The following is a 26,020-nucleotide window of genomic DNA, read 5'->3' as shown; positions in this document are numbered from 1 at the left end:
TATTACCAAGATTATCTTTGGATTAATTGCCACCACCGGGACGTCTATCCCGCATACGATTTCTTTGCTCTTCGCGAATCTTCTCGTACTTCGTCCACTGCTCGGTAGTTAAAACGGGTTTCAGTTTAGCTTCGTAGTTTTCCTGTAACTCCCGCATTTTCTGACGATCGGGACGAGCACCGTTCGCCCGCATTTCCTGCATTTGCTTCATCCGGTCGTCGCTCAAAGCTTTTACTTTCTCTGCCTGTTCGGTAGACAAATTCAGTTCTTTGATTAGCTGTTCCGTTTGGCGTTGAGCCCGATCTTCCGGCGAGCGTCCCTGATCATTTTGAGCAAAAGTCAACGTAGTGGACAACAAGCCCGCAACGAAGAAAGCAATAAGTTTTTTCATGACTGTTTTTGTTAACGTTCAGGGCCTTGGAAACAAAAAAGAAGCAAAAGGTTTAATCAGCCATTGCAAAAGGCTTTAAAAAAGTGTAAACTTGCGGTTCATTTGGCGATCTAGTGTCAAATCGGGCCCTTAGCTCAGGGGTTAGAGCAGTTGACTCATAATCAATTGGTCGTAGGTTCGAAACCTACAGGGCCCACCCTCATAATCAGGCACTTAGCATTCATTTGCTAGGTGCTTTTTTGTTGATCTCACCAGCAAACTCACCAGCATTTTAAAGAATGGGGTACGTTGAGACTCCTTTGGAAGAGGTCTGGAGCATTTAATTTTTTGCCAAAATGCACTGAAGGGGTACCGACTAAACTGACAGAAGTCTTATTGAAATGACCTCAAATGCAAAACCCCGATAATATATCGGGAAATCTCAGTTTTGCTCTTAAACAAGACAAGCCCGACTCCTGTCGAGCTTGAATGGGGTTCGACCTAAAGAGAACGAAAAGTATATCCTCTTCCCGCAGCTCTCCTTTCCAACCATCGAAGAAAATATCTTGGCTCAGGATTGATTTATGCTCTTCTAGTGGTACGAGTTGATAACGGATAGAATTATGAGGCCTCTACAGGGCAATTTAAAAACCCGACAGATGTTTGTCAATTATTCTTCTAAGTAGATTAGTATCTAAAGGTTTAGTCAAGTGATAGTTAAATCCTGATTGTAAGGCTTTTTTCTTATGCTCATCTGATCCATATCCAGATAAAGCAATAAGTAATACATGCTTGCCATAAGTTTGCTGCCGAATACGGATAGCCGTTTCGTAACCGTCCCATCCAGGCATGCCAATATCTGAAATGACTACATTTGGGTGTAATGCTTCAATGAAAACTAGAGCAGCCTCACCGCTACATTGCGTGTATACTTCATAGCCCAATAACTTTAAAAGCGTAGCTACTATTTCAAGGGCGTCTGTATCGTCATCAACTACTAGAATACGTAAGCAAGAAGTAGTATTCTTCATAAGAATAGCTTTAAAACACAAAGATAATCAATGCATTTAAGGGTTTCCCCTTCATACAAAGGGATTTGCCTCCCTATTTTTGATGGTAAATGACTACCTAATAAGCACAGTTATTACCCTATCATATCTGTATCAGGCAGACTTACGTGTCGTTTCCAGAAAGAGTATGATGTTTCCCAAAGCTTGGCTACGGAATCCTGCTCATTAGGCTTAATGATGAAGGCATTCGCACCTTTCTCATAGGCCTGTTGAACAATATCCTTATTATGCTTACCTGAAAACAAGACTACTGGTAGGGCCTTCCAATGCGAGTTTTTCAAAATCTCGATTACCTGCAATCCGTTCAAGCCGGGCGAGTCATCATCAATCAATATAATATTGATAGCTATCTGACCATTCTCAAGGAGGCCTAACACCTCATCTGAGGTATTTACAAAATGATATTGACAATCATAATTACCTAGTTCATATCCCTTACTGAGTAGATACTCATATTTTTGATTGTCCTCAACGACTAAAATTAAAAGTTTTTCGTAGTCCATAAGCTGACAAGAATAACAAGTTGGCAGGTAGATAGGTACGCTTAACTAATAGTAAGGCCTAGGAGTTTAGTGTATTAAAATGTCCTTAGGAGACATCATAGCTAGATCTGTATATTTCGTCTGGCATCTCATTTTATCAAAATCTTAAAACATGATTCATTGAATTTAAGTATACTTATATGATTATTGAAAAAGGATTAACGAATACCCAACTACTCTTTGGTTAGGTATTTTTTTGAAATGATCTGTAATTAAACAGTCGTGTTGTCTAGTAAGTATCTAATGCATTTTCTAAGGTATTAACGAAAGATTACTTAAGAAATGTACTCATTGTGAGCTAATGTTTAATGACCAGCAAAAAAATAAACACCCCGAAGGGGAGTGTTTATCAGACTTATACGGAAAAGATTCAGCTAACTGGCTGCTCGGAACGTCTTATTAGTTCCAGCGTCCGAAAGGTGTTAATATTCGCTGTGACCATAATTACAAAAAGCCCGACCACCGCCGAGCTTACATGGGGTTCGACATAATGTCGTTTAGGTGAACCGCCTCATAATCAGAGTCCTCAATTTTGAGGAGACCCTACTTTGGCATTGAAATGAACTAGTCTTTACACTTGTACAAAAAGACCCGGGCACGTCCAGTGGCAGGCTTAAGGTCTAGAGAGTAGTAGTCACAAAGCTTCGCTTGGAATATTACGTCTATCATCCAGCCCTGCCCCATCAAAGAGTGCTTAAACGGCCTGAGGGATGTTATTTCTAGGAAAGACCCTTCCTGCTCTAAAGCCGGCAAACACAGTCAAGCATTGGTTGTTCGCTTGTCGTAGATGATTTTTGTGTTTTCCATTTTTATCAAGCAACACCGCCACTATGGCCCCATGGCTCAGGACTTCTATGCCGCTTTTGGTAAGGATGAATTGGGAACCATTGGTGAAGATAAATCTATTAATCAGGCTGATTTTGACGGCGTGAACCTGATTGCCATCAAAGCACTCATTGAGGAGGTGAATCAATTGAAGGCGGAGAACAGTAAGCTACGTTCAAAGGCAAGCACTCTGGAAGAACATAACGCAAACCTTCAAAAAGAAACGGCTTCGTTGAAGTCGGACATTGACTGGATAAAGAAGCAGCTTGGTGGACTGGCTCAAAAGTAAGCCTCTTCATATTTCGTCAATTAAAAAGCCTACTCATCGTTAAGAGTAGGCTTTTAGTGAATCCGCCATCAAAGCCGCCACTTCTCTGACTGATTCAGTGAGGCAAAGATACGCCGGACTATATACCTAAGCCATTAAACTTCGACTAAAGGTTTGATAGTCACTACAAACAGGGTCATATCTCCCATAATGGAGGAGTAAAAGTGACTTTAGCTATCCGACTTAGCTATCTAAATATATATTGGGCCTTGACAAAGACACACTCAGTTCAGAAGTAGTTAAATGCCGGGTTTCGAGTAGGTGCTTGCGTGAGAGTGCAGATACTTCGCATTAGGTCAACATTCGGTCCTGCCTAGACTGAGATTGTCAACGGTAGTATGTTATCATCAATTCCAAGAGAAGATTTACAAACTGCCTTCCAGCTTGTTTTGAGAAGGAATTGGTGAGCCAATACCTGGCCAGGATTTGTCTTTCCTTTCACCTGCCTTAAATTTGCAGATCATTTTCTACCCATTCCTTGCTAAAAAACAAATTACATAAGGGCGGTCTAATACCAACGGTATGGGTTGATAACTCCTATTCTTTAGTCTTGAAATCGATTAGATAAGGCTTTAGTCGATCCCCAGTCTCATTGCGAAAACTTGGACCGATCAATAACTGATAATGCTGATTCGGCTTCACTTCGAGCTCAAAGGAGAACGATGTAGCCTCTTCCGAAAAGCCCACTATTTTTTTCACCCTCGGCATGCTTTCTATACCTAGAGGCCCCTTACCAAAACCATAGTATCGGGAATCCATCTTTTGGGAGAAATGAAGGGTTATTACTTGTGTATTCGTACTGACCCCTTGTGATCCGTTTTCAAAGGGAGTTATACTCATTATGCGGGGTCGGTAGTTATCAAAACTCCAGACAGTTGGCTGAGAATGTTCGGTTAGAGTCCCTTTTAGCACATCTACCTCAATGAAACTGTCGTTGAAAACCGTGTGGGTAGCTTTCACGTAATCCGAAGACTTGGCTTTATAGGGGTTACGCACAAATGTCTGGGGGTTGCGAGCAAATAAGGGAAAGGCGGTACTTTGGACTTGGATCATGATCCGATGCCCTTTTTTAAAAGTATGGAGCACATCCTGCAACGGAAAATGGACGGCCGTTTTCTTACCAACACGGAGTGGCTGGGGCTTTTCAAAGCTGTTGCGAAACCGGGCAGGCATGATTTCCGAACGGACCATCTGCCAGTAATTACTTAAGGTGACGTTTTTGTTAGGCATGTAGTTATGATTGGGTTCGTCCAGAGGATAAACGTCAATCAGTTTGACAAAAAAATCAGCATCTGTACTCGTACTAGCGATATTGAGATACGCCTTAATTTCCCCGCCCAAGGTAACATCTTCGGACAAGCTACCCGTTTGAAACGTCAGCACGTCGGGCCGCCGGCCAGCAAAACGCTGATCTTCGCTCATGTAATGGTAGGGCGTAAAGTTCATCGTCGAGGTCAAATCCTCGGTATGGGGTACTGGCTTGAGGGGATCGCTGGGATAAGAGACGGACCCAGCCTTTTGGGGTGGTTGTCGATCCAATGTACCCGCTTCATTAAGGTAAAGCTTTTGTTTATGTATACTGGCCGCGGGCCATTGATCAAACTGACTCCATTTTTTCAGGCCCGTATCAAACATATAGGCTTCCGGTAAACCCGTGCTGTTGCCGATGCCCTTTAAAAAATGACGAAAGAATTTAGCTTCAATCTCATTCATATAGAAGGTGGCCAGACTATCACCAAAATAGAGGTTACTGTGCAAGGTATGGCCGGTCTCAGTAGCCCATCCCCCGTGTCCAAATGGCCCCATGACAATCGTATTGTAGGTGCCTGGGCTCTTCTTTTCGATCGTCTTGTAGAGATTCAGTGGCCCCGACAGGTCTTCGGCATCAAACCAGCCCCCCACTGTCATAACGGCTGTTTTTAGATGAGGCTGATAGTGCTGAAGTAAGCCTCTTTTTCGCCAAAAGTCATCGTAATTGGGGTGGTTCACTGTTTGCTGCCAAAAGACGTTCTCTTTATAGTAGGTGTCAGCAAACGTTAACGGGCCTTGATCTAGGTAAAGTTGGTAGCCATCTCGGACAACTTTAGCCGTATTGACTGGCTGGCTATCGTACCAAGCAGAAGTGGTCGTGTCTTTCTTTGGAACGCCAAACCAGGGAAATAATAAGAAATAACTCTGCAAAAAAGCTCCATTGTGGTGAAAGTCATCAAAAAAGAAGTCCGAAACCGGTGCCTGCGGACTGGAAGCTTTTAGAGCGGGATGGTTACTCAGCAGACCGGCGGCGGCGTAAAACCCCGGGTAAGACATCCCCCACTGCCCTACATTGCCATTGTTGTTTGGTACGTTCTTGACTAACCAATCGATGGTGTCGAACGTATCGGAGCTTTCGTCCACATCTGTATTGCTCTGATGGGCCGTTAGGGGTGTTAGGTTGGTAAATTGCCCTTCACTCTTGTAGCGTCCCCGTACATCTTGATAAACAAAAATATACCCCTCTTTCATCATCGTCACTGATGGGCCCAATCGGTGAGGATAGCTGTTTATGCCATACGGGGCAATGCCATAACAGGTACGTTGCAATAGGATTGGATAAGGGCGGACGGGCGTTGCTTGTTTTGGAGTATAAATAGCGGTGAACAACTTTACGCCATCCCGCATAACAATGTATGTTTCAACTTTTGTATAGTCTTGCTTAACTTCATCGGTTGTTTGGGCTTCTAATTGACACGACCCGAACAGAAACATAACTGAGAGCAATCTGGCAAAAAGAGAATTCATAACTAATCAGTTTATAAGCTACCGGTTTCGCCACTGTCAGCGTCTATTGGCAGCTGATCTAACCAAAGAGGAGGTATTAGCTAGTTGCGTTGCACGAGTACTTAATATTTAGCCAACTCAGATTTGAGTTGATGTAGTCCTACCTAAAAGTTACTATCTATTTAGGGGAAGCCCCTGATAGTCCGTGAACTACTGATAGTCACTACGGGAAGTCCAAAATTGGACTCTCTAACTACCCACATAAGGTAGTCCAAATTTACCTTTTGCCAAAGGTGGAATAATCCCACATTATAGATAATCCGAATCATCTGTAACGAGTCTGCTGGCAGTGAGAGAAGCGAACGGATAGATAGCTACATAGTCCGCCGTAGAGGCTCGCCATGGTGCTAAATGCCCAGATACCCGCCCGGAGGAAAAATCACATCGCTGGTTATCAGGCAGTTTCGGTATATCGGATTTGAATTAGCCATATAGTACGCTATTGGATGAACAGGATTGCGTAGGTTAGACGCTATAATCCTAGCATCACTCTATGCCTCGTTTATCCATAGCCGTTCTTTTACTGATCACTACTTTTATCACCGCCTGCCAAAGCAAGTATGAGCAGAAAATGCCTGCTGACTTTTTTCTGTAATGATTACGGAGCTACCGTGAAGACTTGATTTAACCTACCGGTCTACCTGCCGATAAAACCCGAAGGATACACCGCAGGTACACCGGTAGGATAACCCGGAGGATACCCAACCAAATAAAAACTATATAACTAATAAAACATTAAAAGGGCGTTTTCACGCCTTTGCGTCGAACTGTTTTTTTTAATTAATGCCTATTGCTCTCAGAGACGAAAAGTAAAGAAAAGCCATCCCCCAGTTCCGCGGCCCCCCTTCTAGCTTTTTGAAATCCTATAGTATTGCCAGTCGAAGAAAGCACGCCTGAAAAGGCCTGAGTTTTGCCAAAGTTTTGAATAGGTAAGCCTAGCATTCTCCTCGCTCTCTCAAGAACCCCCGAATTTGTATCTTCTTTTGGCTTATAATTGATTTGAGCCCCACTGCTAGTACGAGTAGATGATTGAAAGAATTTAAACGCCTCTACGGAGTTTTTCGAAAATAGCAGATTTGACGGAAAACTATCTTAGATAGCCCTTTGATTGATCTTACATTTTGTAACATCAGTAGATTGATTCTCCAGAAAAGAAAAACCTGTCTCTTGGGAGTATAAGACAGGTATTAAAAGTGGATGTACTGAATAAGAAACTGCCTGATTTATTCGCTAGAATGAAGCATTATATAATTTTACAAAAACATTGTATATAATTCGATAAGAAAATTGTATTTGAATGTATAGATTCAGTCAGTAGTATAGTATATGCTGAAGGGTAAACACGAAATTTACCTATCAAAGTAAGTTACTCTCCAGCTGTATCTATGCACTACGCTCCAAGTGAATATAACCCCATCGTCGCATTTGATGTACGATTGGATAGAGTGTTTCTCCATACTCAGTTAATTGATATTCTACTCGTGGGGGAACTTCTGCGAAGCATTCACGACTGATGATTCCGTCCTTTTCCAGTTCGTCCAATTGCTTAGAAAGCATTCGTTCGCTAATAGTGGGCAAAGTTCTTTTCATCTCACCAAAGCGATTACGGCCTTTCTTGATCAAAACAATCAGAGTCGTCTTACACTTCCCTTTTAAGATCTTAAGAAAAACATCAGATGGACAGATGTATTCTTTTTCTTCAATTTCTGTCATTTTTAAAAATTTGATTTACAGCATTACTAAACAAATGTTCCCTATCAGCACGATTTGTAAGTACTTGACTCCACATACAGAAATAGTAACCTTTGGTCAAAAAAACAAATGGATAAGATGTTCAATGCCTTTCTTGTGCATGAGCGAGAAGACGAGTTTGTAGGAAGTTGGGAACAAGTATCGATGCCCTCTCTATCAGCGAATGAAGTATTAATCAGAGTTATCTATTCGTCTCTCAACTACAAAGATGCACTTTCGGCGTCAGGTAATAAAGGAGTTACTCGGCATTATCCCCATGTTCCTGGCATAGACGCAGCCGGAATAGTTGTTCAATCAAGGAGTAATGAGTGGCCGGTAGGTAGCAATGTCATCGTTACAGGCTTTGATTTGGGGATGAATACCTGGGGCGGATTTGGCCAGTATATTCGTGTTCCATCCGCTTGGGTACTTCGTTTACCGTCTGGTGCTACACTCCGCATGGCCATGTGCATGGGAACAGCCGGTTTGACGGCTGCTATTTCTATCAACAAACTAATTCAGGCTGGAATTGTGCCTGAATCAGGGCCTGTAGCAGTTAGTGGGGCCACTGGCGGAGTGGGTAGTATTGCACTGGCAATACTAGCTAAACTAGGCTATCAAACCACGGCTATTTCGGGTAAAACAGATACTGATTTTTTAACCAAAGAGTTAGGGGCTACTCAGGTTGTTGAACGTAATGAGTTCATCCGTATCCATGAGGGTAAAGCAATAAGTAAAACTGAATTTAGTGCGGCAATTGATACTGTCGGAGGGACCGTTTTGTCGGGTCTACTGAAAGCAACTCAGTATGGCGGATCAGTCACTTGTTGCGGCATGGTTAATTCGTCTGAGTTACATACAAGTATTTTTCCGTTTATTTTAAGAGGAATTAACCTATTTGGTGTTGACTCTGTCTCTATTCCAATGAACCTTAGACGCGATCTATGGGATAAACTGTTAACCGAATGGTATCCTGTCAACATGGATCATCTTGTTAGCGAAATAACATCAGATGAGCTCTCTAACAATCTACATCAGCTATTGTCTGGTCAAGCTAAAGGCCGATTTATATTAAAACACGAAGCAGGCTCTAGCGTCGACCAGAGTTAACTACTAGAGGGACCATCTACACCGCATGCAATACGTAAGGTAGTTCTGCCGAATCATACAAAATTCTTCACTTTTCGATTTTGTATGATTGGGCAGCTTTGAAAATTAAGGTTCAAAAATATTACTCGGAATAATATAACTAAGTTAAAATGTTTACCGAAGAGGGGCTCTGCTGGTTGTATTATCAAGCGGTCGAAAACGCCACGGTTTACTTTTCCTTTTTCCAGTCTACATCTTTTGTATTGCGATAGTAACTAGCCATAGAAGTAACGTTTTCTTTGGTATCTCTTTCAAAGCTAAAACTTAGTTCTGCTTCCTTGATAAAGAAAAGACCGTCGCTTCTCGGATGTAATTGAACCTTTGGTAAACGAGACTTAGGATTGGTAGCTCGGATGTATAACTTACTTTCTTCCAGAGTAATGACCATCTGATATGATTTTTTGTACGTATACGTTCCTATGTACGCTTGCAATTGGGGAATCGTCAACGTATATGGTTTTCGCCCGAACACTTGACCAATAATGTCGTTGGTAAGCACGATCCAGTCCATGTCCGTCTCATAGCTATTAAATAGAGTCGTTACGTAAAGATCTGCCTGGGGTAAATACACGGCATTGGTTTGAAACCCATCCGTAGAGCCGGAGTGCTCAATGGTAGGCTGCCCGTCAAGTTCTTTCATGTACCAACCATAACCATACGGAGAATCTGTTCCGTTGTTAAGCTTGAAGGAAGCCCAGGCTTTTTTAAGTAGTGGCCTACTGATTAGTTTTCCTTCCAGCAAAGCCTGATGCCAGGTAAGTAGATCGGTTGCTGAAGAAAGCAAACCTCCGGCGGCATACAACGTAGAGACTTCCTGAAGGCGGGCTTTTTTCAGTTTTCTGTCTACTTTGGTGTAAGCCGTAGGCATCGGGCTTACTGGACTATCAGGAAGAATGTAAGAGGTATGGGTAAGGTTCGCTTTAGCCAGAACATGTTCACGAAGGTACTGCTCGTAGGTTTGCCCTGTAATGACTTCAATGAGGTAGCCTAATAAATAGTAATTGGAATTGCTGTATTCAAACTGACTTCCTGGTACAAAGCTCAGGGGCTCATCTTTAAAATAATCGACCCCCTGTGCGGGCGTATAGGTAGGTCGTTGCTGGGTAGGGTTGTTGATTTCAAAGTAGTTTTTAATGCCAGATGTATTCGTAAGCAGGTGTTCAATGGTAAGCGTGTGACCTTTGCTAGGGAAGTCTTTAATGTATTTCTGAATGGAATCCTGAAGAGAGAGTTTGCCCGCTTCTACGAGTTGAAGGATGGCCACAGCGGTAAACTGCTTGGTCATGGAACCGATGCGAAAGATCATATCGGGCTGCATGAGGGTCTTATTGGATACGTCCGCGTTACCGAACGCTTTATGATACAGGGCATGTCCCTGCCTGGCGATGAGCAACACGCCGCCGGGGGCAATGGCAGGCAGACGTTGGGAGAAAAGCGAATCAATCTCAAGACTTAGATTTTCATCAAATTTTCGCTGAGCGTAAGCGTCAATGAAAGGAAGCAGAAAAAGCAAGGTATAAATCCAACGATTGAAGAGCATCTTTCTGTTTTAGTTGTAGAAATGATTTTATGTTAAAAACCTTCGTTATCGACTGCCATTTTATTATTAACAAATCCAGACCAAGTATCAAAAGACTCGAATAAGGGGAAACGGCTATCTCCAGATCCTAACCAAGTCAAATGCACTACTACCCACTCGCTAGTATCTACCACAACTAATAGATCATCGTTAGCAAAGCTTCTCCCAATAAGTTCAAGGTGTCTTCCAAACAGTGGGTGTCGCTGAGTAATCTCCTTATTTAATTGAAGTAAAAAAGAATCCCTTTGGCTTGCTGGGATCTCCCCCCAAGGTTCTAACCAAGTTCGTTCTTCTGGCCTCTTTTTCTGTTGCATAATCAATTGTTACGTTAATCGCCATAGCAGTAGTTTAATGCAGGTTCTAAAGTGGCAATAAAAAAACTATTTCAGAAAGAGACCTGCACTGATCAGAAAAAATAAACACCCCGAGGAGGACGTTTTTACAAAAAGCTTTACAGGCAGGACAATTGGGTATGGTATAGAAATTGGTAATCTTGTGTATACGCTAATCGTTGCTTCTTAAATAGCCTTCCCTAAGGGCCTCTGTGTCACTCTTATTAACTCTTCATATTGCTTTTGTAACCTCTTCGTCTCCTTCTCAATTAATTCAAAAAACTTTGAAGGCCAGGGCTCCTCATAATGCAAAGGATCTGTTTGAATTCCAATTTCTCTTAGTGTTTGGTATGCAGCTACATGCCTCATATAAAGTTTTATTTGCTCGAATAACTCATCGTTGGCTTGAGCTAAATGGATATTGGCTTCTATTATTTCAACGACTTTTTTATGGTTAGGCAAAATAAAAGCCCCTTCCACATGCTTTCCTACCTTATCACTTAACATCCAAATAGCATCGTCTTTTTCAAGTCTTAAGTAAACGGGCCAATAGAAGTTGGAAAGCTGTTTTTCCAGATAGTCTATTCTTTTGTTGTTAAGAACCCTATCCATGTCCAGAATCTTGTTTTGCTCTCGTTTAAATATCTCAAGCTTACGGCTAAGCCAAAACCCGCACACTAACACAATTATACCGATAATGAATTTATCTGTAATTGTGACTATTAGTTTATCAATGAGATCATCATTCAGAGATTCTAATAACATATGGATTGAGTTATGAGATTGTGATAAACAACTAAACGCCAATATATATCTTAGGTCACCCATTATAGTATTACTGACTATTAAATAAAAACCCGCCTAGCAATATTAGACGGGTTTAGGTAATTTTCCACAAGAGAATATAATGGTTATGCAGCTGCCTGCCGTTTGCCCAAGGCTATGTAGTCCTGAGCATCGACATCATGAATTTCCTCGGCTAATTTGTTCAATAGCTCAACTAGGGCTATGAATGAGCTGGCTGCATCGTAGCGTTCCTCCTCTCCTAGTTGGTGAAAAGGTATTGAGACAGCATAGTGAGCAAACATTTGACTCAGGTGTCCCTGTAATTCACGAACTACAGTGCTGGTAATAAAGCCTTCAGCGATTTGATATACCTTCTGCTGTTTTTGAGATGCGTTTTCCATAGAAGTACTTGGATATAAGAGTAGAGTAAGCTCAGCCTCTTAGAAAGCCCTAAGAGGCTGAGAAAAGAGTTAGTATACATCAATGCAGATCAGGTCCTTAAATCTTTTTTTCTGCTCCGCAAACACTCGATCCTGCACTTTCTGAGCCATTTCATCATACAGAGAGGACATAAAGTATACATAAGATGTGCCTTGCAGATCTGGTTGGGTTTCCATCTCTAACCATACATGATTTCCCCCTTCGATATTATAAGGTACTTCGCAGAAGATAGGCAGATGGAGCTTGAAATCATGAAAGCAGGCAATATCGGCTCGTTTCTTCTCATCCAGGATTTCACTCACCTCTTTGTATCCTTCATGCTCAGAACCAAAATAATGGGTATGGCTTTCAAAGTAGGTATCGGCTTCCTTTGACAGCATCCATTCACGCTTGAAGACGCTTAAATCAGAATAAATTGGATGAGGCGTTAAATGACCTACCACCCAAACTGCCTCTTCGCCTTCACCAGCCGTCAGGTGAATCATTCGCTGCTGGTGGTGGAACTCTACCCGGGGTACTCCCTTTTGAAAGATCTCTGAGTCTTTGTACTTCTCATAGAACTCGGCTGGAAGACTGATGTGACCGGATAACTCTACGGCCTGAGTGATGCGAAGCTCAGAAGTAGAGAAAGAGCCTGAGACGGGCGATACAGGCATGGATGAACCGTTAACTTTTACTTGATTTTTCATGTGAATAGTGAGGAATTAGAAGCGTTTAGGACATAGCTCGCCCAGATCACTAGCGGGTAGTGATGAAGATAAAAGCCTGAGAATGCAAAGATTTAAATTTAAACGGAATGCACTATACGTTATTTGGATTATGCGGGTCTTCAATCTGCCGAGCTATGGTGTCAATCAGGTCCATGACGGCTAGGTGATACTCGGCAGCATGCTGTCTTTCGTCATCTTCCAGATTTGCGTAGAGGGTAGAAGCGGCATACCAGGTATGAGCCCGGTTGAGGTGTTTTCGCAAAGATGGAAAATCATAATCTTCCCGCATGTTTTTAGCACTTTCAAAAATGATCTGGGCAGCCATAGAGTGTTCGGCTGAAATAGAGGCGTTTTGCTTTGCCATGGTGGTTTGGAATTTTAAAAGTCGAAATTGCTCATTTCTTTAATCACCCGCTCTTTGGTAATGTTGCGATAGGTTTTTAGCTCTTTTGTTGATTTATGGCCCAACATGGCGGCTGTGGTCTCATCCGAACGTAGGAACTCATTCTGCATCCGCATAGCAAAGGTCTTTCGACCTGTATGAAACCAGATTCTTCTATTGACACCAATTTGGGCCATAGCGACTTTGAGCATGCAGTTAACTTCTTTATTGGATCGTAATGGGAGTTTAGAGACTCCGCCATATTTGACAATGATAGCTTGAGCTACTTTTGACAGTGGAACGAAATACTTCGTATCTGTTTTCTCACGTGCCCCTTGTAAGTACAATCTACCCCCTACCTCAACTACGTTAGATTCATTCAAAAGCTTCATATCTACGTAGGCTAACCCGGTATTACATGCAAACAGGTAACAATCAACGGTCTCTTGGAGGCGTTTAGGAAACACCGTTGTCGTCAGTAGCGTAAGCTCTGCTTCAGAGAGGTGTTCCAAATTAGGTGTTTTGTCTACCTTGACTTTGTAGTTGTCCAGCGGGTTAATGTCAATATGTCCATTTTCCCAACACCAAATCACGAAGGTCTTTATGAACTGCTGGCACTTCTGGGCGTAGACTTTTTTAGCGTTACGTTTGAGTAGCATGTAATTAATAAAACGCTCCATAATGACCCTGTTTATCTCCTCGACCAGAAGCTTAGTCTTCTTTTCTTCCTCTAGGAAGTATTTTACTAAAGCTAGCTTCTCCTTGCGGGTCTTATGGGTACTAATTGCGTGATCCCCTTTCTGACTCATCTGTTCTGACCATTCTAGGTATTTATCCAGTAGCGTAAATACATCCGTTTGACGAGCAGAAGCTGGACGCAGAGCCTTCTTTAACTGCTCCGGGGTGACCCGTTCCTGACGGGATTCGGCATACAGAATGACGGACCGTACCTGACTTTCCAAAGAATCAAGCTTGGCATTATCCATCATCGACATGGCAGCCGATAGTCGGATACGGCGTCTTTGGGTATCCCAGTTATCTAATGATACCCGAATGCCCGTTGAGCCAATATTAATACGATTGCCATTTAAAGTCGCTTTGGCATAAATGATGGGCAGACCTTGTTCAGAAATGCCTTCAGTACGCAGATGGTAAGTGAAATGAAATTTGTTGATCATGATGGTATGTGTTTAAAATGGAGGAGCAAGTACGGTTTTGACCTGCTCCTTTGATCCGGTTACAAGTACTATGCGTTTACCAATTTGCTACGGAAGGACCAGTGTACGAGCGTTATTATCATTTGCTGACACTTTTGAGCATACACTAAGGATTTTCCGTTGAGTAGCACGCTCGTTTTGAACCTCTCGAGCAGCATGCTAGTAATGCCAGCAGTCATCAAATCAGCTTTCCCTTCTTTGGAAAGAAAGCTCATAAAAAGTGCTAGTTTTTCCTGACGAGCCAGATGGGTTTGGGCTTCAATCTGACCAGTAGCCTGCATACTTTCTGACCATTCCAGGTAGCTCTTCATAGAAGAAGCGACGCTTATGGGTTGATCTTGAACGAGTGAATAAATCTTCTTGAGCTGATCAGGTGTTAAGAGTTGTTGCAGAGAGTTAGCATCACTAGTGAATGAGTGGAGTTGAGCCTCAAGAGCAGCCAATTGAGCGTTTAGCTTTTCACTAAGAGCATTCTGACCTTTTAGACGTTGCGACAGGGCATCCCAGTCTTGCGGATGAACACGAATACCCGTAGGCCCTAATTCGACTGGGTTACCGTTTAAAGTAGCCTGCAAATGGACCATAGCATCTGTTTGCTGAGAAGAGAGGTAAAACAAGAACTGGATGTGGCTAGTCATGATTGTATGTGGTTTTTGTTTAGACAATAGAATTCTTGCAATCAGATATTTGTCTGACCGTGTAAGGAGGTTAAATTATTGCTTTGGGAAGGAGGATTAGTTAATCATAACTCCTGTGTTTTAGAAGGTAGGGTACAATAAAAACAGCGGTGTTCCCCTTGCCGCTGTCTAAGTCCAATAACGGGCTTGCATCAACCATAATAGGAGATGCACGGCAGGTAGAACACCGCTGCGTATAGACACAGAAATGACTATCAGGCACAAATGTAAGCCCTACAACTATATGTTGGGCATTGCTACCCGCTATTGAAACTTAGACACTGCTAAAATACAAGAGAAGAACAAAATGTCAATAAAAAGGAGCAAATATTTTTTACTTAAATATCTATATATCAATTAGTTATGTTCGCAATTGCGAACATTTTACTCTATAACTTGAGAATCCTTCAGTCGCGTGATCTACATCTCTAAGAAAGCATTGCCATAATGCCGACTTTACTTGCACTAACAAAGAAAGCCTACTCATCGTCATGGGTAGGCTTTCTTTGTTATATTGGCTGCTTACAACCTCACCGTTATGAAACGATTCTTACTTCTTGCCGGACTAATGTCTGCCTGTACTTCTGGGCCTAAAGAAAACACGCACCATCCTGATTTTGATACACTCGAGGGAAGTTTTAAAGGCGAATACATTCCTCATAACTATTCCTTTAAAATTGCCAAGGATGGGACAGTGCTATTTTGGAGGCATCGAAATATTGATACTAATTACTTCCAGGGGCAAGTTGACTTAAGTGTCATTCATAAATTAACCACCGCTATTGACTCCCTTTGTTATTATGAAGCGGATAGTGCCTCAACAGGAATAGTTGCCGACGCTTTTACCTACCATCTTTGGATACACCGAGCAAACCGAACCATACGCAAGGCCCGCGGTTATTCTAACGTTGCTTCTCCAAGCATTGTGGCTTTAGCTCATAGCTTAACACCACTCTTTGACACGCTGATGTTGAAACCCACTTCCAAAAAATTTCATTTTGGAAGCTACGTACCCATACCGCCTCCCCCGCCAGCTCCATTGCCAAACTCACGCTGAAAAGCTCTGCAACTATCTGACTTAGCTATCTAATATATATTGGATATATATTGGACCTCGACAAAGAGGTCTTCAACTCAGAAGCGGAGAAATGCCGGGTTTGCGGGTAGGTGCTTGCTTGCGAGTGCATACACCTCACATTTAGCCGAGGGTCGTTTGTAAAACGTTATTATAAGAAAGGCCCAACTAATTTGTATGGATTAGGGTCTATGAGAAAAAGTATTTATGAAAGCTGCCCTACTATTTCTAATTGCAATCTTATTGCTGTTGAGCTGTTCGAAAAATCAGGAACCAGTCTTAGCTCCGGGGTGCAGTAAGCAAGACCAGAACTACCATCGAGTTAAACCATTCGAGAATAACCAAGCAATCATAAGCGAACGCAATACGGGCTACGCCACCTATTATGTGATCGTAAGGAATGACTCCTCCAACGGTTCAACTATTTCAGAGGCTTGCAACCTTCCTGAGGCGTTTAAAAAGGATAGTCTTTTGGTTGTCATTAGTGGCTATACCTTAACTTTCCCAGGAATAGAAAGGGCACTGCCCGCACATCAACCCATTGAATTAACCTCTATAAAAGAACAATAACTCTTTACAAATTTAGCTTTCATACGTTCATTGCTTAGCTACATTAGTGCTTGTATGTTAATACAGGTTTATCTAGCATGAAGCTCAAGAAGTCATTTATAAATATAAGTAAACCATGACTGTTCATCGATGTTTTAGTAATTTTGCCATCAGATAAGAATCTGAACATAGAGTGATCTCTCAACATTAGAGAAGGAATTGGAGAGCTTGCTCATTCTTTTGTGTAGTTCATCCGCACATACTCTAATCACTGGTTTGCCTGTTTCACAAACTTTTGATTAGCACTATGTCTAAAAAACATCTTTATGTAGGACTCTTACTACTCGGTACGGCCTTTTGGGGTATCTCCTTTACCGTCGTCAAAGTTGGAGTCGATCAGTATTCACCCTTTGTATTTTTAACCTACAAATTTCTACTGGCCTGCCTGGCTATTAGTCTTCTCTTTTTCAGGCAACTGAGCTTAATTACCCGAAAAACTCTGGGGATTGGGTTGCAAATAGGTCTTCCTTTGTTGATCGCATCCGTGTTGCAGACGCTAAGTCTACGCTATACCTCCGTTACCAATGCGTCTTTTATTACGGGATTAGAGGTGCTTTTGGTTCCCTTACTAAAGTTACTTTTGTATCGAAAAACAGTTCAAAAACAGTTCTGGCTAGCGTGCGGACTGGCCTTGGGAGGATTGTATCTGATCACCAGTCAGCAGGGAATGCATCTATCTTTCGGCGATAGTATGGCGGCCGCTGGAGCGGTGGGCTTTGCTGTATATGTACTTCAGGTAGGTAGGTATTCCACCGAAAGTAACCCTATGCCCTCCGTCATCGTAATGCTTGGGGTTTGTACTGTAGGTAGTGCCCTTTTAGCCTTAATAGATCCCACGGCCGTTTGGGTACCCAAAGAAACGGATTTTTGGTGGGGGATTGCTTTTGCAGGGTTACCAGCTACGGCTTACATGTATGCTGTACAAAATGCCGCTCAACGCTACATTGAAGAAGAGAAGGTAGCTTTAACATATCTCTGCGAACCCTTATTTGCCACCACGGTAGGAATAGTGGTTCTCCACGAAAAATACAATGAATACATCCTTCTGGGAGGGCTTTTGATTATTGCTGGAATGATCGTCTTAGAACTAAAGATTCAAACCCATACTGCTAACTAACCACAAAAGGTAAAACCAAATTTACCTTCCGTAAAAGGTGGAATAATCCCACCTTATAGATCATCCGAATCACCTGTAACGAGTCTACTGGCAGTAAGCAAAGCGAGCGGACAGATAGCTTATATAGTTCGCCGTAGAGGCCCTTTGTGATGACTAACGACCAATAACTTGCACGGAGGAAAAATCATATCGCTGATTATCAAGCGATTTCGGTTTATCAAATTAGGGTTAGCTATCTAGTATACTGTGAAGGTTGAGGGAATCACCTATATTTACACACTTAGGCTAGCACATCTCATGCTCATCAACATCCTTCAAAGTATCTGGGCCTTAAGCATGCTCACCTTCATCGTAGGATACTTCGCTAAAATGTATTTTAAGCACAACCTGGATCAGAGTCTAAGCCCGGATCGTGTTAAGCCATTTGCTTCTACCTATTTTACACTTACAAGCTGGGAGGAGATCCAACTGTTTTTGAGAAATGAGTATTCTCAGGCTAAGTTCACCTCTCAACAGAAACGCATGTACAAGGCCGTAGACGTCTGCACATGGATCATCTGGCTAAGTGGGTTAACCTTTTGGCTGATAGTACTCCTCAATACGATCCTTGAACGTTTGAAGATCATCTGAGACCATAAATTACTTTAATACAAAAACCTCCTAGCAAACACTCCGGGGGTAGGTCAAACGCTTTTAACTACCGGGGAGGGTCAAGCAAGTACCCTTTCACACGGGTGTGCCTATAGTGAATGCCCTAGTATTTATTTGAATCCAAGCTCTAACGTATGAACTGGCAGGCCAACATCAATACTATTCGAGAAATCTATCCGGGGCATTTTCAAATCATTCTTGATTTTGCTACCAATGCCATTATCAAACATTTGATTCGAGAAGACTATTCAATGGTTTGGGTACACCATCATCAAACCTCCCCCTATGCTGATTGGCATTCTTTTGAACTACCAGTAGCCAAAGATTCAATGAATCTAACCGTTAAAGCCCGACAAGTAAACTTTGACTTTGTTTTGCCAACGCCTGAATTCTTAGAGCTTTTACCTGCTCTAGATAAGGGTATCAATCTGGTTCAACTCAATCGGCTGCCACCTGCGTATCTTGATTCTCAACGAATCCAGGGAAAAACACGCTATGATCTTTTAAAAAGAGAATGCGACTACCTCTTTGAGCTTTATATTCCTTCCGCAGCTGACTACGGAACACTCGTGAGTCATGATCGATCTTGGTTAGAATCTCTCCTTACTAATTCTAACATCAACTGGAAGGACTTACCTTAATTGACTGCATTAAGGGTTCACAGAATCTTTTGAAATGTCTTATGATTTCTTGCCTAATAGCTCAACCGCTTCTATTACAATTACCAAGCTAATCATGATACAAAAAAGCCTGCTTATTTCCATAAGCAGGCTTTTTCTGTAAATCACTCTTCCAAGCCGCCACTCATCTGAATGATTTAGTGATGCTAAAGTACAGCAAAGAAGGCATGTTTGTCCTAGGTTCTCGATTAATGGTTGATTTCAGACTACGAAATGCAGTTTTTACATGCTTTTCGTTCTACTATACCTAGTATACTTAATCTCTACTTGCGATCGAAGAAGGGAAAAACGATACGAAGAAAGGGCTTATATTTTTCCAACCAACCCATATCTCTCCGCCAACCCCACAAAGCCCTATCAGCAGAACTGTCAAAAGTGCCTTTACGTGTCTCTATTTACCAATAGGCTAACCACAAAAAAAGAAAGCCCGACACCATGCCAGGCTTTCTTAACTCCTATCAGGTTTTGCAAACAGAGAGATAGGAGGGGTTGATTCAAAGATAGTAACTCCTGGCATTTTATGCAAGCTTTCATACCGAACTTTTTATGACGTATAAGGTACCGTTCTGGTGGCAAAAATTACTGTCTAACGTATAAACCATACAGTTGATAGAATAACAAATTTCAGTATTGTTCTCCGCTCTACCTTTGAATCATAAATAGGTTTAGAGGTTAAGATTTTGAAACGCTCCTGTGCATCACGGGAGCGTTTTTTATTCTCTCTAATCCTCGTCGTTCCGTTCTACAAAATCATCATTGCCGTTTTTTTCTTCCTCTGGCTCTTCAGATGCTGGATTTAAAGGCAATACATTTTCCTGCGGAATGTCTTCGGGCTTGCTTTTCTTTTCTTCTTCTCCTTCCGCTGTGTTTCGTTGGATAAAGTTGTCTTCGTCGGGTTGTTGCGAATGGTTCATGGCTAACTATTTGGTTTAAAGGAATTCGGTTAAGGGTCCTGCTTCTTTCAAACGATACCCTTTTTCAGTCTGTTGAATGGTCAGAGCTTCGTGAAGCGGATCGTGATCGGAGAAAAGAATCCAGTTTTCAGCAAGGGCTTGTTCATAAAACTTCTCTTTTTCCATCATCGAATCCAGAGGTCGGATGTCGTAACTCATTACGTAATTGATGGGCACGTGGGCCGAGGTGGGTAATAAATCGGCCGTAAATACTACGGTCTGCTCCCCTACTTTGATTTTGGGTAATAGCATTTTCTCGGTATGCCCATTCATCGTCAGTAGCTCTATTTCCGTGCCAAAGGATTCCTGATCCACAAATTTCAACTGGCCGGATTCCTGCATGGGAAGTATATTCTCCTTTAAAAAAGTTGATTTCTCCCGGGGATTGGGTTTCATGGCCCAGGCCCAGTGATCACTGTGAGTCCAGTAATGAGCCTTTGGGAAGGTTAACTCATACCCATCCCGCCGGCTGTTCCATTGCACCGCTCCTCCGCAGTGGTCAAAATGCAGGTGACTCAGCAATACGTCCGTTACTTCATTCGGACTAAAGCCAGCTTTTTGAATGGACTGGATTAAATCGCCTTCGCCGTGACGGTAATAGAAATTTTGCCAGCGAGCTTCCTGCTTATCGCCCATCCCACAATCCACCAGAATCAGCCGATCGCTGGTTTCGATTAATAAACATCGCATGGCCAATGGCACATGATTATTAGCATCCGTCTCGGTAAGTTTTTGCCAGAGCACTTTTGGCACTACACCAAACATGGACCCACCGTCAAGCTTAAAATGACCAGCGTCAATAGTATAAAGTTTCAAGGAATGATTAAAGTCTGGTTTGAAAAGGTAAGGTATAAAAAACAAGCTAATTCAGCCCGTCTTTTGCGGTATAAAAGCGTATTAATGAAGATTTAACCTACCTTAATTTACTGACAATCAAACGCTTGATGACTTTTTAACAAAATTCCCCCAACGGTTCGTACAGTCTTTTTGATGAAGTACCGTTAATGAATAATATTGCCTGAAACAAACTTTAATTTTCAATCTTAACAACCAAGTTTATGAACAAGTTACTGGCCGTAGCTCTACTATTTTTAGGAGTTACATTTACCACGCAGGCTCAATCTGCAGAAGATAAAGTGAAAAAAGCTAAGGCCGATGCCAAGGAAACCAAGGCAAAAGCCGACGTGAAAGCTAAGGAAGTAAAAACCAAGGTCGATAAGGAAGTAAAAGAAGCAAAAACTGACGTAAAGAAAGAAGCGAAAGAAGTCAAAGCGGATGTAAAGCAGGGAGCGAAGGAGGTGAAGGCTGAGACTAAAAAAGTAACTCAAAAGGTAACTAAAGACGAAGCCGACGCTACGGTTCAGAAAAAAGTAGCCGGAACGGACAAAATGGTAGGCAAAGATGCCAAAGGTCGTAACATTTACGTAGGAGCCAAAGGGGGTCAGTATTACATCAACTCCAGCGGTAACAAAACGTATCTGGACAAGGATAGCAAAGTCAAAATGTAGTCAATCCACTAAGAAAAGCAGAGAGCCTGATCGAATCGATCAGGCTCTCTGCTTTTGTATTACTTACCAACCCACGCTGGTATCATCCGCCCGGGGATCGGAACCTCCTTCGAGCGAGCCATTAGGTAATACCAGAATACAATCCATACGGCCCAGTGTTCCGGTCTGAGGTTCGATGACATATCCTTTACTTTTCAGGGTATTGAGCACTTTATCTGAAAAACCACCGCGTTCGTAAGTTGTGCGGTCAGGTAACCACTGGTGGTGGAATTTCAGAGCATTGACCGCTTCCTGCATGCCCATGCCGTGATCAATGACATTACTAATCGTTTGAAAAACGCTGGTAATAATCGTTGAGCCGCCGGGTGTTCCAACTACCATGAATAACTTCCCGTCTTTTTCCACAATCGTAGGCGTCATGCTGGAAAGCATTCGCTTACCGGGTTGAACCGAGTTAGCCTCCGCTCCAACTAATCCGTAAATGTTAGGCACGCCGGGTTTTACGGCAAAATCTTCCATTTCATCATTCATCAAAAATCCGGCTCCGTTTACCACAACCCGGCTGCCGTACCCATTATTAATCGTCGTGGTGATCGACACTGCATTGCCTTCCTCATCGACCACCGAAAAATGGGTGGTTTCATTACTTTCATAACCCGCTATAGCTCCACCCGAAATGGCTTTCGAGTCGCTGGCTTGGGCCCAGTTGAAATCGCTCCAGCGTTTTTTCAGATATGCAGGTTCCAGTAACTCTTTAGCCGGAACTTTGAAGAAATCAGGATCGCCCAGCCACTTAGCCCGGTCCGCATACACCCGACGTTCGGCTTCGATAACAACCTGCGTCGTCGAATCCGAGTGCCAGCCCCAGCGTTTGAGAGGGAATGGTTCCACCATCTTCATTAACTGAACCAGGGCAATTCCCCCCGAAGAAGTCGGCGACATGGAAATGATTTTATACCCACGATAGGTATCCGCGATGGGCGTTCGCCAGGCCGAATGATAGTCATCCAGATCTTTCTGCACAATGGGGGCTTTTGCTACGGACATTTCTTTGATTAACAAAGCAGCGGTCTCGCCTTCATAAAAGCCCGCCCGCCCTTTTTCCTGAATGCGGCGGAGCGTTTTCCCTAAATCAACCTGAACAAAATTTTCGCCTGTTTTCCACAGCGTATCGGGTTCCATTTTCAGGAAATAAGGCTCACCAGGATTGTATTTTTTAATATCTGAACGCACCCGATTCAGTCCTTTGGCTTCATTTTCAGTGAGCGACACCCCTTTTTCGGCCAGATCAATGGCGGGTTGAAGGACTTCTCTCCAACTCATTTTCCCAAATTTCTGATGGGCCATTACCATGCCATCTACCGAGCCCGGTACACCACTTGCCGAAGGTCCCAGCCAGGCCATGTTAGGTACGACGTTACCCAGCGAATCCAGATACATATCACGGAAAGCCGCTGACGGAGCTTTTTCACGAAAATCCAGAGCAAAACTTTGTCCGGTTTTATCCCGAAATACCATGTAACCTCCGCCACCCAGGTTTCCCGCCGAAGGGTGAACTACGGCTAAAGCAAAGAACGTAGCAACGGCTGCATCAACCGCATTACCTCCTTTTTTCATGACCTCCGCCCCTACTTTTGAAGCTGCCGGGTGAGCCGAAGCCACCATCACGTGTTTTTCAAAAACACCTTTTTTATCGGAAATAAAAGGCTTGGCGTTCGGGTCGTCCGTAATGAATTCGTAGGCTCCTTTACTGAGTTTCTGCGAATTTTTCCGACAGGAAACGCTGGTGATTAATAAAACAGGAATAGCTAAAAGGGACAGATATTTCATGGGGAGTACGAAGTTTTGAAAAGGGAAAATACGAAATGTATTTGAGTTGGAGTGCCTTCGGCCTATGGTTTTGACTGGGAGGTTCTTTACTAAGCTCTTCCTAAAGAAAAAGTCTGACCGATTTTTCATGAAATGGGTCAGACTTTTTCCAAGAACTATCAATCAATACCTAAGGATTAAATTAAGCCGGTTGAGTCAGGAATTCTTCTTTTCGAATTTCGTAAAAGGAATGACGGAGAATAAGACTGGCTGCTACATTGGCAATGATGCCCGCCAGTAAAAAGTAGAAAATGGCTGAATGTCGATCGGTCATTTCCAGCACGAGAATGGCGGAGGTAAACGGCGTGCGGGTTACTCCGGTAAGAAAACCAATCATACCTACCAAGATCAATAGGTTATGGTGTTGCGTGGGAATCGTAATGGCATATTCCAGCAAAAAGGAACTTAGCATGGCCCCGGAAGATAATGAAGTAGCAAAAATTCCGGCGGCTCCTCCCGCTGAAAATGACAGGGCATTGCCAATAAAACGAACTGGGAAAGCATACCAGGCAATATGCTGCGTGCCCTCAAACAGAGCCTGATTGATTAACTCCTTACCCGACCCCATGGCCTGAATGCCTGAGAAATAAATAATTCCGGCAAACAAAAGGCCCAGCCCAGTAACGAACAGGAGCTGTCGGGTGAGTCCCTGAAAGCGTTTTCGAAGGGCTGAAATCAACAGTAATAACTTGGTAAAAGCAGAACCCGCCAGGCCAGTTATGAAGGCAATACCAACCACCAGCCAGATATACTCAAGGGGTAAGCGGGTAATTTTAGGAAATCCCAAAAACAGATAAGGCCCGAGTAAAAACTGACTAGTCATACCCGCAATAATCACCGAGCTAAGTACCGCTGTTCGGAAAACGGCCAGGTGAGCCTTGGTAAGCTCTTCCACCACGTATACAATACCACCCAAAGGCGTATTGAAGGCGGCGGCCAAACCGGCAGCTCCCCCGGTAACGATCATCACCCGCTGTGAAACTTTATTCCAGGTAATAGGAATCAGTCGGTAAATCGACTCAAAAATAGATCCGGCAATCTGAAGCGTTGGGCCTTCTCGCCCCGTCGCTCCTCCGCCCAAAAGCAAAACCAGATTGCTAGCTACCTTTACCAAGGCAATGCGGATGCTTAATAACTTATCGACTTTCCAGTGGGCTTTCGTTTCGGCCAAATCTACGGCAGCCATTAATTGGGGAATACCGCTACCCGAAGCCGACGGAGCCATGTAATACGTTAATAACCAGGCTCCGCAAAAACAGAGTGGCGTAGTAATGAAAATCAGGTACGGATGGCTTTGGTACCAGTGCATCCCGGCATGTTCAACCCAGGCAAATATCTTTTCGTAGCCCACAGCCATTAAGCCTACCAAAGCCGAAGCAATCCATAAAGGAGCTGCCCGCAGAGGTGCGGTCGATAGGTTATGGTCGATGAACCAGCGATTGATTTGTTGAAAGCCCGAACTACGGCTGATTTTTTTGAGATACCTGCGTAAACGTATCTCCCAAAAGTTTAAGTGATATTTACCCCTCATTGCCATATATACATGATCGTTCGAAGGTAGGAAGGTTTAATCGGCCCAGGCAAATTGCGTTTGCATTTCCTCGATTTAATAAAAAAGAAGAGCATTTGCTCTTCCTTTCCTAAATATCTTCTTCGTGAATCAACTCATGATTAATTAATGCCCCGGCTTTATTACCCGTAGCAGTCGCCGAAGCAACCGACCGGAAGCCCGTAGTGGCATCGCCCGCCGCGTATACCCCCTGCACTGAGGTCTGCTGTAAATCATTAACCTTTATGTGCCCGTGATCATTAAGTTCGCAGCCCAGTTGTTCGTGCAGATCGGTAGCAAACTGGAAGGGTACGCGTACGAAAATAGCAGTTAATTCCAGCTCTCGCCCGTCTTTGAAAAGGACTTTCTGAAGCTTTCCATTCTCGTGAATCAGAGCTTCAATTTCTCCTTCGATGACGGGAAATTTCTTATAATGCAACTTCTCCAGATTCTCTTCGGGAATTTCGCAATCTCCGTCGGTTAATATCCGAATGTCTTTGGACCAATTATTAATCAACCGGGCAAACTCATAACTCGCATCGCTGTTCGTGAGAATACCGATTTTTTCATTTCGCACTTCGTAGCCGTGGCAATAGGGGCAATGAATAACCGTGTTTCCCCAGCATTCCGCAAAGCCCGGAATGGGTCGCATCTGATCCACAACCCCTGTAGCCAGTACTACTTTTTTCCCCGAAAAACATTTGCCTGATTCCGTCCGAATCTCAAAACTATCGTCCACTTTTTCGGCCTTAATAGCTTTGTCTGTAACAAAAGTAATCGTGGGATACTTTAGCACCTGCTCCTTTGCCAGAGCTGCAATAGCCGCCGGCGTTTGTCCATCCTGGGTAATAAAATTATGCGAATGGGGCGTCTGCCGATTACAGGGTTCGCCTCCGTCAATTACTAATACATTCCGAAGAGAACGTCCTAAAGCCATCGCTGCCGAAAGGCCTGCGTAACTGCCGCCCACAATAATTGCGTCAAATTTCATAAAGATTGATCGTATGATGTCAGGGATAAAAAGGGCGTTCCATATTCCATTTCAGTGGCGAA

Annotated in this window: 26 protein-coding genes and 1 tRNA gene; 9 read left to right on the top strand and 18 right to left on the bottom strand. The window is 43.1% G+C overall.

The genetic code is table 11. From position 1 onward, the window contains the following. Nucleotides 1-22 precede the first annotated feature (22 nt). Nucleotides 23-391 carry a periplasmic heavy metal sensor gene (locus QE357_RS03605; RefSeq protein WP_106636861.1) on the bottom strand — a complete coding sequence of 123 codons (369 nt, stop codon included), beginning with the start codon at nt 389-391 and terminating at the stop codon, nt 23-25. A 123-nt stretch (nt 392-514) separates the two neighbouring features. Here QE357_RS03605 and QE357_RS03600 point away from each other — a divergent pair. Further along, nucleotides 515-587, top strand: a tRNA-Ile gene (locus tag QE357_RS03600). A gap of 427 nt (nt 588-1,014) precedes the next feature. On the opposite strand, the gene QE357_RS03595 is transcribed toward QE357_RS03600, so the two are convergent. Together QE357_RS03595 and QE357_RS03590 are read right to left on the bottom strand one after the other, a co-directional pair. Then, nucleotides 1,015-1,401, bottom strand: coding sequence for a response regulator (locus tag QE357_RS03595; RefSeq protein ID WP_309705896.1), 387 nt, complete (start codon nt 1,399-1,401; stop codon nt 1,015-1,017). A gap of 113 nt (nt 1,402-1,514) precedes the next feature. After that, nucleotides 1,515-1,943: a response regulator gene (locus QE357_RS03590; RefSeq protein ID WP_309705895.1), complete on the bottom strand. Its 429-nt coding sequence runs from the start codon at nt 1,941-1,943 to the stop codon at nt 1,515-1,517. Nucleotides 1,944-2,769: 826 nt separating this feature from the next. Between QE357_RS03590 and QE357_RS03585 the strand changes: the two genes are divergently transcribed. Beyond that, nucleotides 2,770-3,096, top strand: coding sequence for a hypothetical protein (locus QE357_RS03585; RefSeq protein ID WP_309705893.1), 327 nt, complete (start codon nt 2,770-2,772; stop codon nt 3,094-3,096). 576 nt (nt 3,097-3,672) lie between these two features. On the opposite strand, the gene QE357_RS03580 is transcribed toward QE357_RS03585, so the two are convergent. Both QE357_RS03580 and QE357_RS03575 read right to left on the bottom strand, forming a co-directional pair. Continuing rightward, nucleotides 3,673-5,880, bottom strand: coding sequence for a CocE/NonD family hydrolase (locus QE357_RS03580; RefSeq protein ID WP_409050260.1), 2,208 nt, complete (start codon nt 5,878-5,880; stop codon nt 3,673-3,675). Between the two features lie 1,455 nt (nt 5,881-7,335). Next, entirely contained in the window at nt 7,336-7,665 is a 330-nt protein-coding gene (locus QE357_RS03575; protein ID WP_309705889.1) for a helix-turn-helix domain-containing protein, read from the bottom strand. A gap of 108 nt (nt 7,666-7,773) precedes the next feature. Between QE357_RS03575 and QE357_RS03570 the strand changes: the two genes are divergently transcribed. Then, nucleotides 7,774-8,793 (top strand): YhdH/YhfP family quinone oxidoreductase, encoded by a 1,020-nt coding sequence (locus QE357_RS03570; protein WP_309705887.1) that lies wholly within the window; start codon nt 7,774-7,776, stop codon nt 8,791-8,793. A 208-nt stretch (nt 8,794-9,001) separates the two neighbouring features. Here the strand turns inward: QE357_RS03570 and QE357_RS03565 are convergent, their stop codons facing one another. The 8 genes from QE357_RS03565 to QE357_RS03530 form a co-directional block, all read right to left on the bottom strand. Further along, a complete protein-coding gene (locus QE357_RS03565; RefSeq protein ID WP_309705885.1) occupies nt 9,002-10,372 on the bottom strand; it encodes a serine hydrolase in 1,371 nt (456 codons plus the stop codon). Nucleotides 10,373-10,404: 32 nt separating this feature from the next. Next, on the bottom strand, nt 10,405-10,725 hold the full coding sequence (locus QE357_RS03560) for a hypothetical protein (protein ID WP_309705883.1): 321 nt from the start codon (nt 10,723-10,725) through the stop codon (nt 10,405-10,407). A gap of 204 nt (nt 10,726-10,929) precedes the next feature. After that, a complete protein-coding gene (locus tag QE357_RS03555; protein ID WP_309705881.1) occupies nt 10,930-11,508 on the bottom strand; it encodes a hypothetical protein in 579 nt (192 codons plus the stop codon). A 146-nt stretch (nt 11,509-11,654) separates the two neighbouring features. Beyond that, nucleotides 11,655-11,930 (bottom strand): hypothetical protein, encoded by a 276-nt coding sequence (locus tag QE357_RS03550; RefSeq protein ID WP_309705879.1) that lies wholly within the window; start codon nt 11,928-11,930, stop codon nt 11,655-11,657. A gap of 69 nt (nt 11,931-11,999) precedes the next feature. Further along, on the bottom strand, nt 12,000-12,659 hold the full coding sequence (locus tag QE357_RS03545; protein ID WP_309705877.1) for a hypothetical protein: 660 nt from the start codon (nt 12,657-12,659) through the stop codon (nt 12,000-12,002). A 112-nt stretch (nt 12,660-12,771) separates the two neighbouring features. After that, the gene (locus QE357_RS03540; RefSeq protein ID WP_106636853.1) at nt 12,772-13,044 is read right to left on the bottom strand and encodes a hypothetical protein; all 273 of its coding nucleotides are present in this window, start codon (nt 13,042-13,044) and stop codon (nt 12,772-12,774) included. 14 nt (nt 13,045-13,058) lie between these two features. After that, nucleotides 13,059-14,240, bottom strand: coding sequence for a phage integrase SAM-like domain-containing protein (locus QE357_RS03535; RefSeq protein ID WP_309705873.1), 1,182 nt, complete (start codon nt 14,238-14,240; stop codon nt 13,059-13,061). Nucleotides 14,241-14,308: 68 nt separating this feature from the next. Beyond that, nucleotides 14,309-14,917, bottom strand: a complete 609-nt coding sequence (locus QE357_RS03530) for an Arm DNA-binding domain-containing protein (RefSeq protein WP_309705871.1) — start codon at nt 14,915-14,917, stop codon at nt 14,309-14,311. A gap of 577 nt (nt 14,918-15,494) precedes the next feature. Here QE357_RS03530 and QE357_RS03525 point away from each other — a divergent pair. The 5 genes from QE357_RS03525 (at nt 15,495) to QE357_RS03505 (ending at nt 19,049) form a co-directional block, all read left to right on the top strand. Next, nucleotides 15,495-16,013 (top strand): hypothetical protein, encoded by a 519-nt coding sequence (locus QE357_RS03525; protein WP_157830332.1) that lies wholly within the window; start codon nt 15,495-15,497, stop codon nt 16,011-16,013. A 225-nt stretch (nt 16,014-16,238) separates the two neighbouring features. Next, a complete protein-coding gene (locus QE357_RS03520) occupies nt 16,239-16,601 on the top strand; it encodes a hypothetical protein (RefSeq protein WP_309705868.1) in 363 nt (120 codons plus the stop codon). A 286-nt stretch (nt 16,602-16,887) separates the two neighbouring features. After that, nucleotides 16,888-17,757, top strand: a complete 870-nt coding sequence (locus QE357_RS03515; protein ID WP_309705866.1) for a DMT family transporter — start codon at nt 16,888-16,890, stop codon at nt 17,755-17,757. Nucleotides 17,758-18,054: 297 nt separating this feature from the next. Beyond that, entirely contained in the window at nt 18,055-18,387 is a 333-nt protein-coding gene (locus QE357_RS03510) for a hypothetical protein (RefSeq protein WP_309705864.1), read from the top strand. Between the two features lie 155 nt (nt 18,388-18,542). Continuing rightward, nucleotides 18,543-19,049 (top strand): hypothetical protein, encoded by a 507-nt coding sequence (locus QE357_RS03505; RefSeq protein ID WP_309705863.1) that lies wholly within the window; start codon nt 18,543-18,545, stop codon nt 19,047-19,049. A gap of 761 nt (nt 19,050-19,810) precedes the next feature. Here QE357_RS03505 and QE357_RS03500 read toward each other — a convergent pair. Then, entirely contained in the window at nt 19,811-20,002 is a 192-nt protein-coding gene (locus tag QE357_RS03500) for a hypothetical protein (RefSeq protein ID WP_309705861.1), read from the bottom strand. 15 nt (nt 20,003-20,017) lie between these two features. Beyond that, nucleotides 20,018-20,857, bottom strand: a complete 840-nt coding sequence (locus QE357_RS03495; protein WP_106636817.1) for an MBL fold metallo-hydrolase — start codon at nt 20,855-20,857, stop codon at nt 20,018-20,020. A 242-nt stretch (nt 20,858-21,099) separates the two neighbouring features. On the opposite strand from QE357_RS03495, the gene QE357_RS03490 reads away from it, so the two are divergent. Further along, nucleotides 21,100-21,549, top strand: coding sequence for a hypothetical protein (locus QE357_RS03490; protein WP_309705858.1), 450 nt, complete (start codon nt 21,100-21,102; stop codon nt 21,547-21,549). 63 nt (nt 21,550-21,612) lie between these two features. On the opposite strand, the gene ggt is transcribed toward QE357_RS03490, so the two are convergent. From ggt to QE357_RS03475, 3 genes are all read right to left on the bottom strand, one after another. Further along, nucleotides 21,613-23,379: a gamma-glutamyltransferase gene (gene ggt / locus QE357_RS03485; RefSeq protein WP_106636815.1), complete on the bottom strand. Its 1,767-nt coding sequence runs from the start codon at nt 23,377-23,379 to the stop codon at nt 21,613-21,615. 181 nt (nt 23,380-23,560) lie between these two features. Next, complete coding sequence (locus QE357_RS03480) at nt 23,561-24,949, bottom strand: chloride channel protein (protein ID WP_157830327.1); 1,389 nt, start codon at nt 24,947-24,949, stop codon at nt 23,561-23,563. 109 nt (nt 24,950-25,058) lie between these two features. After that, nucleotides 25,059-25,958: an NAD(P)/FAD-dependent oxidoreductase gene (locus QE357_RS03475; RefSeq protein ID WP_309705852.1), complete on the bottom strand. Its 900-nt coding sequence runs from the start codon at nt 25,956-25,958 to the stop codon at nt 25,059-25,061. Between the last annotated feature and the right edge of the window lie 62 nt (nt 25,959-26,020).

The sequence above is a fragment of the Siphonobacter sp. SORGH_AS_0500 genome (assembly GCF_031453245.1).
Classification (GTDB): Bacteria; Bacteroidota; Bacteroidia; order Cytophagales; family Spirosomataceae; genus Siphonobacter.
Note: the sequence above shows the minus strand (reverse complement) of the source record. Positions and strands in the feature narration are given on the sequence as shown.

Bases quoted from the DNA above. Each gene is read 5' to 3' on its own strand.
- QE357_RS03605 (WP_106636861.1), bottom strand. From the start codon at position 391: ATGAAAAAACTTATTGCTTTCTTCGTTGCGGGCTTGTTGTCCACTACG.
- QE357_RS03595 (WP_309705896.1), bottom strand. From the start codon at position 1,401: ATGAAGAATACTACTTCTTGCTTACGTATTCTAGTAGTTGATGACGAT.
- QE357_RS03590 (WP_309705895.1), bottom strand. From the start codon at position 1,943: ATGGACTACGAAAAACTTTTAATTTTAGTCGTTGAGGACAATCAAAAA.
- QE357_RS03585 (WP_309705893.1), top strand. From the start codon at position 2,770: ATGATTTTTGTGTTTTCCATTTTTATCAAGCAACACCGCCACTATGGC.
- QE357_RS03580 (WP_409050260.1), bottom strand. From the start codon at position 5,880: ATGTTTCTGTTCGGGTCGTGTCAATTAGAAGCCCAAACAACCGATGAA.
- QE357_RS03575 (WP_309705889.1), bottom strand. From the start codon at position 7,665: ATGACAGAAATTGAAGAAAAAGAATACATCTGTCCATCTGATGTTTTT.
- QE357_RS03570 (WP_309705887.1), top strand. From the start codon at position 7,774: ATGGATAAGATGTTCAATGCCTTTCTTGTGCATGAGCGAGAAGACGAG.
- QE357_RS03565 (WP_309705885.1), bottom strand. From the start codon at position 10,372: ATGCTCTTCAATCGTTGGATTTATACCTTGCTTTTTCTGCTTCCTTTC.
- QE357_RS03560 (WP_309705883.1), bottom strand. From the start codon at position 10,725: ATGCAACAGAAAAAGAGGCCAGAAGAACGAACTTGGTTAGAACCTTGG.
- QE357_RS03555 (WP_309705881.1), bottom strand. From the start codon at position 11,508: ATGTTATTAGAATCTCTGAATGATGATCTCATTGATAAACTAATAGTC.
- QE357_RS03550 (WP_309705879.1), bottom strand. From the start codon at position 11,930: ATGGAAAACGCATCTCAAAAACAGCAGAAGGTATATCAAATCGCTGAA.
- QE357_RS03545 (WP_309705877.1), bottom strand. From the start codon at position 12,659: ATGAAAAATCAAGTAAAAGTTAACGGTTCATCCATGCCTGTATCGCCC.
- QE357_RS03540 (WP_106636853.1), bottom strand. From the start codon at position 13,044: ATGGCAAAGCAAAACGCCTCTATTTCAGCCGAACACTCTATGGCTGCC.
- QE357_RS03535 (WP_309705873.1), bottom strand. From the start codon at position 14,240: ATGATCAACAAATTTCATTTCACTTACCATCTGCGTACTGAAGGCATT.
- QE357_RS03530 (WP_309705871.1), bottom strand. From the start codon at position 14,917: ATGACTAGCCACATCCAGTTCTTGTTTTACCTCTCTTCTCAGCAAACA.
- QE357_RS03525 (WP_157830332.1), top strand. From the start codon at position 15,495: ATGAAACGATTCTTACTTCTTGCCGGACTAATGTCTGCCTGTACTTCT.
- QE357_RS03520 (WP_309705868.1), top strand. From the start codon at position 16,239: ATGAAAGCTGCCCTACTATTTCTAATTGCAATCTTATTGCTGTTGAGC.
- QE357_RS03515 (WP_309705866.1), top strand. From the start codon at position 16,888: ATGTCTAAAAAACATCTTTATGTAGGACTCTTACTACTCGGTACGGCC.
- QE357_RS03510 (WP_309705864.1), top strand. From the start codon at position 18,055: ATGCTCATCAACATCCTTCAAAGTATCTGGGCCTTAAGCATGCTCACC.
- QE357_RS03505 (WP_309705863.1), top strand. From the start codon at position 18,543: ATGAACTGGCAGGCCAACATCAATACTATTCGAGAAATCTATCCGGGG.
- QE357_RS03500 (WP_309705861.1), bottom strand. From the start codon at position 20,002: ATGAACCATTCGCAACAACCCGACGAAGACAACTTTATCCAACGAAAC.
- QE357_RS03490 (WP_309705858.1), top strand. From the start codon at position 21,100: ATGAACAAGTTACTGGCCGTAGCTCTACTATTTTTAGGAGTTACATTT.
- ggt (WP_106636815.1), bottom strand. From the start codon at position 23,379: ATGAAATATCTGTCCCTTTTAGCTATTCCTGTTTTATTAATCACCAGC.
- QE357_RS03480 (WP_157830327.1), bottom strand. From the start codon at position 24,949: ATGAGGGGTAAATATCACTTAAACTTTTGGGAGATACGTTTACGCAGG.
- QE357_RS03475 (WP_309705852.1), bottom strand. From the start codon at position 25,958: ATGAAATTTGACGCAATTATTGTGGGCGGCAGTTACGCAGGCCTTTCG.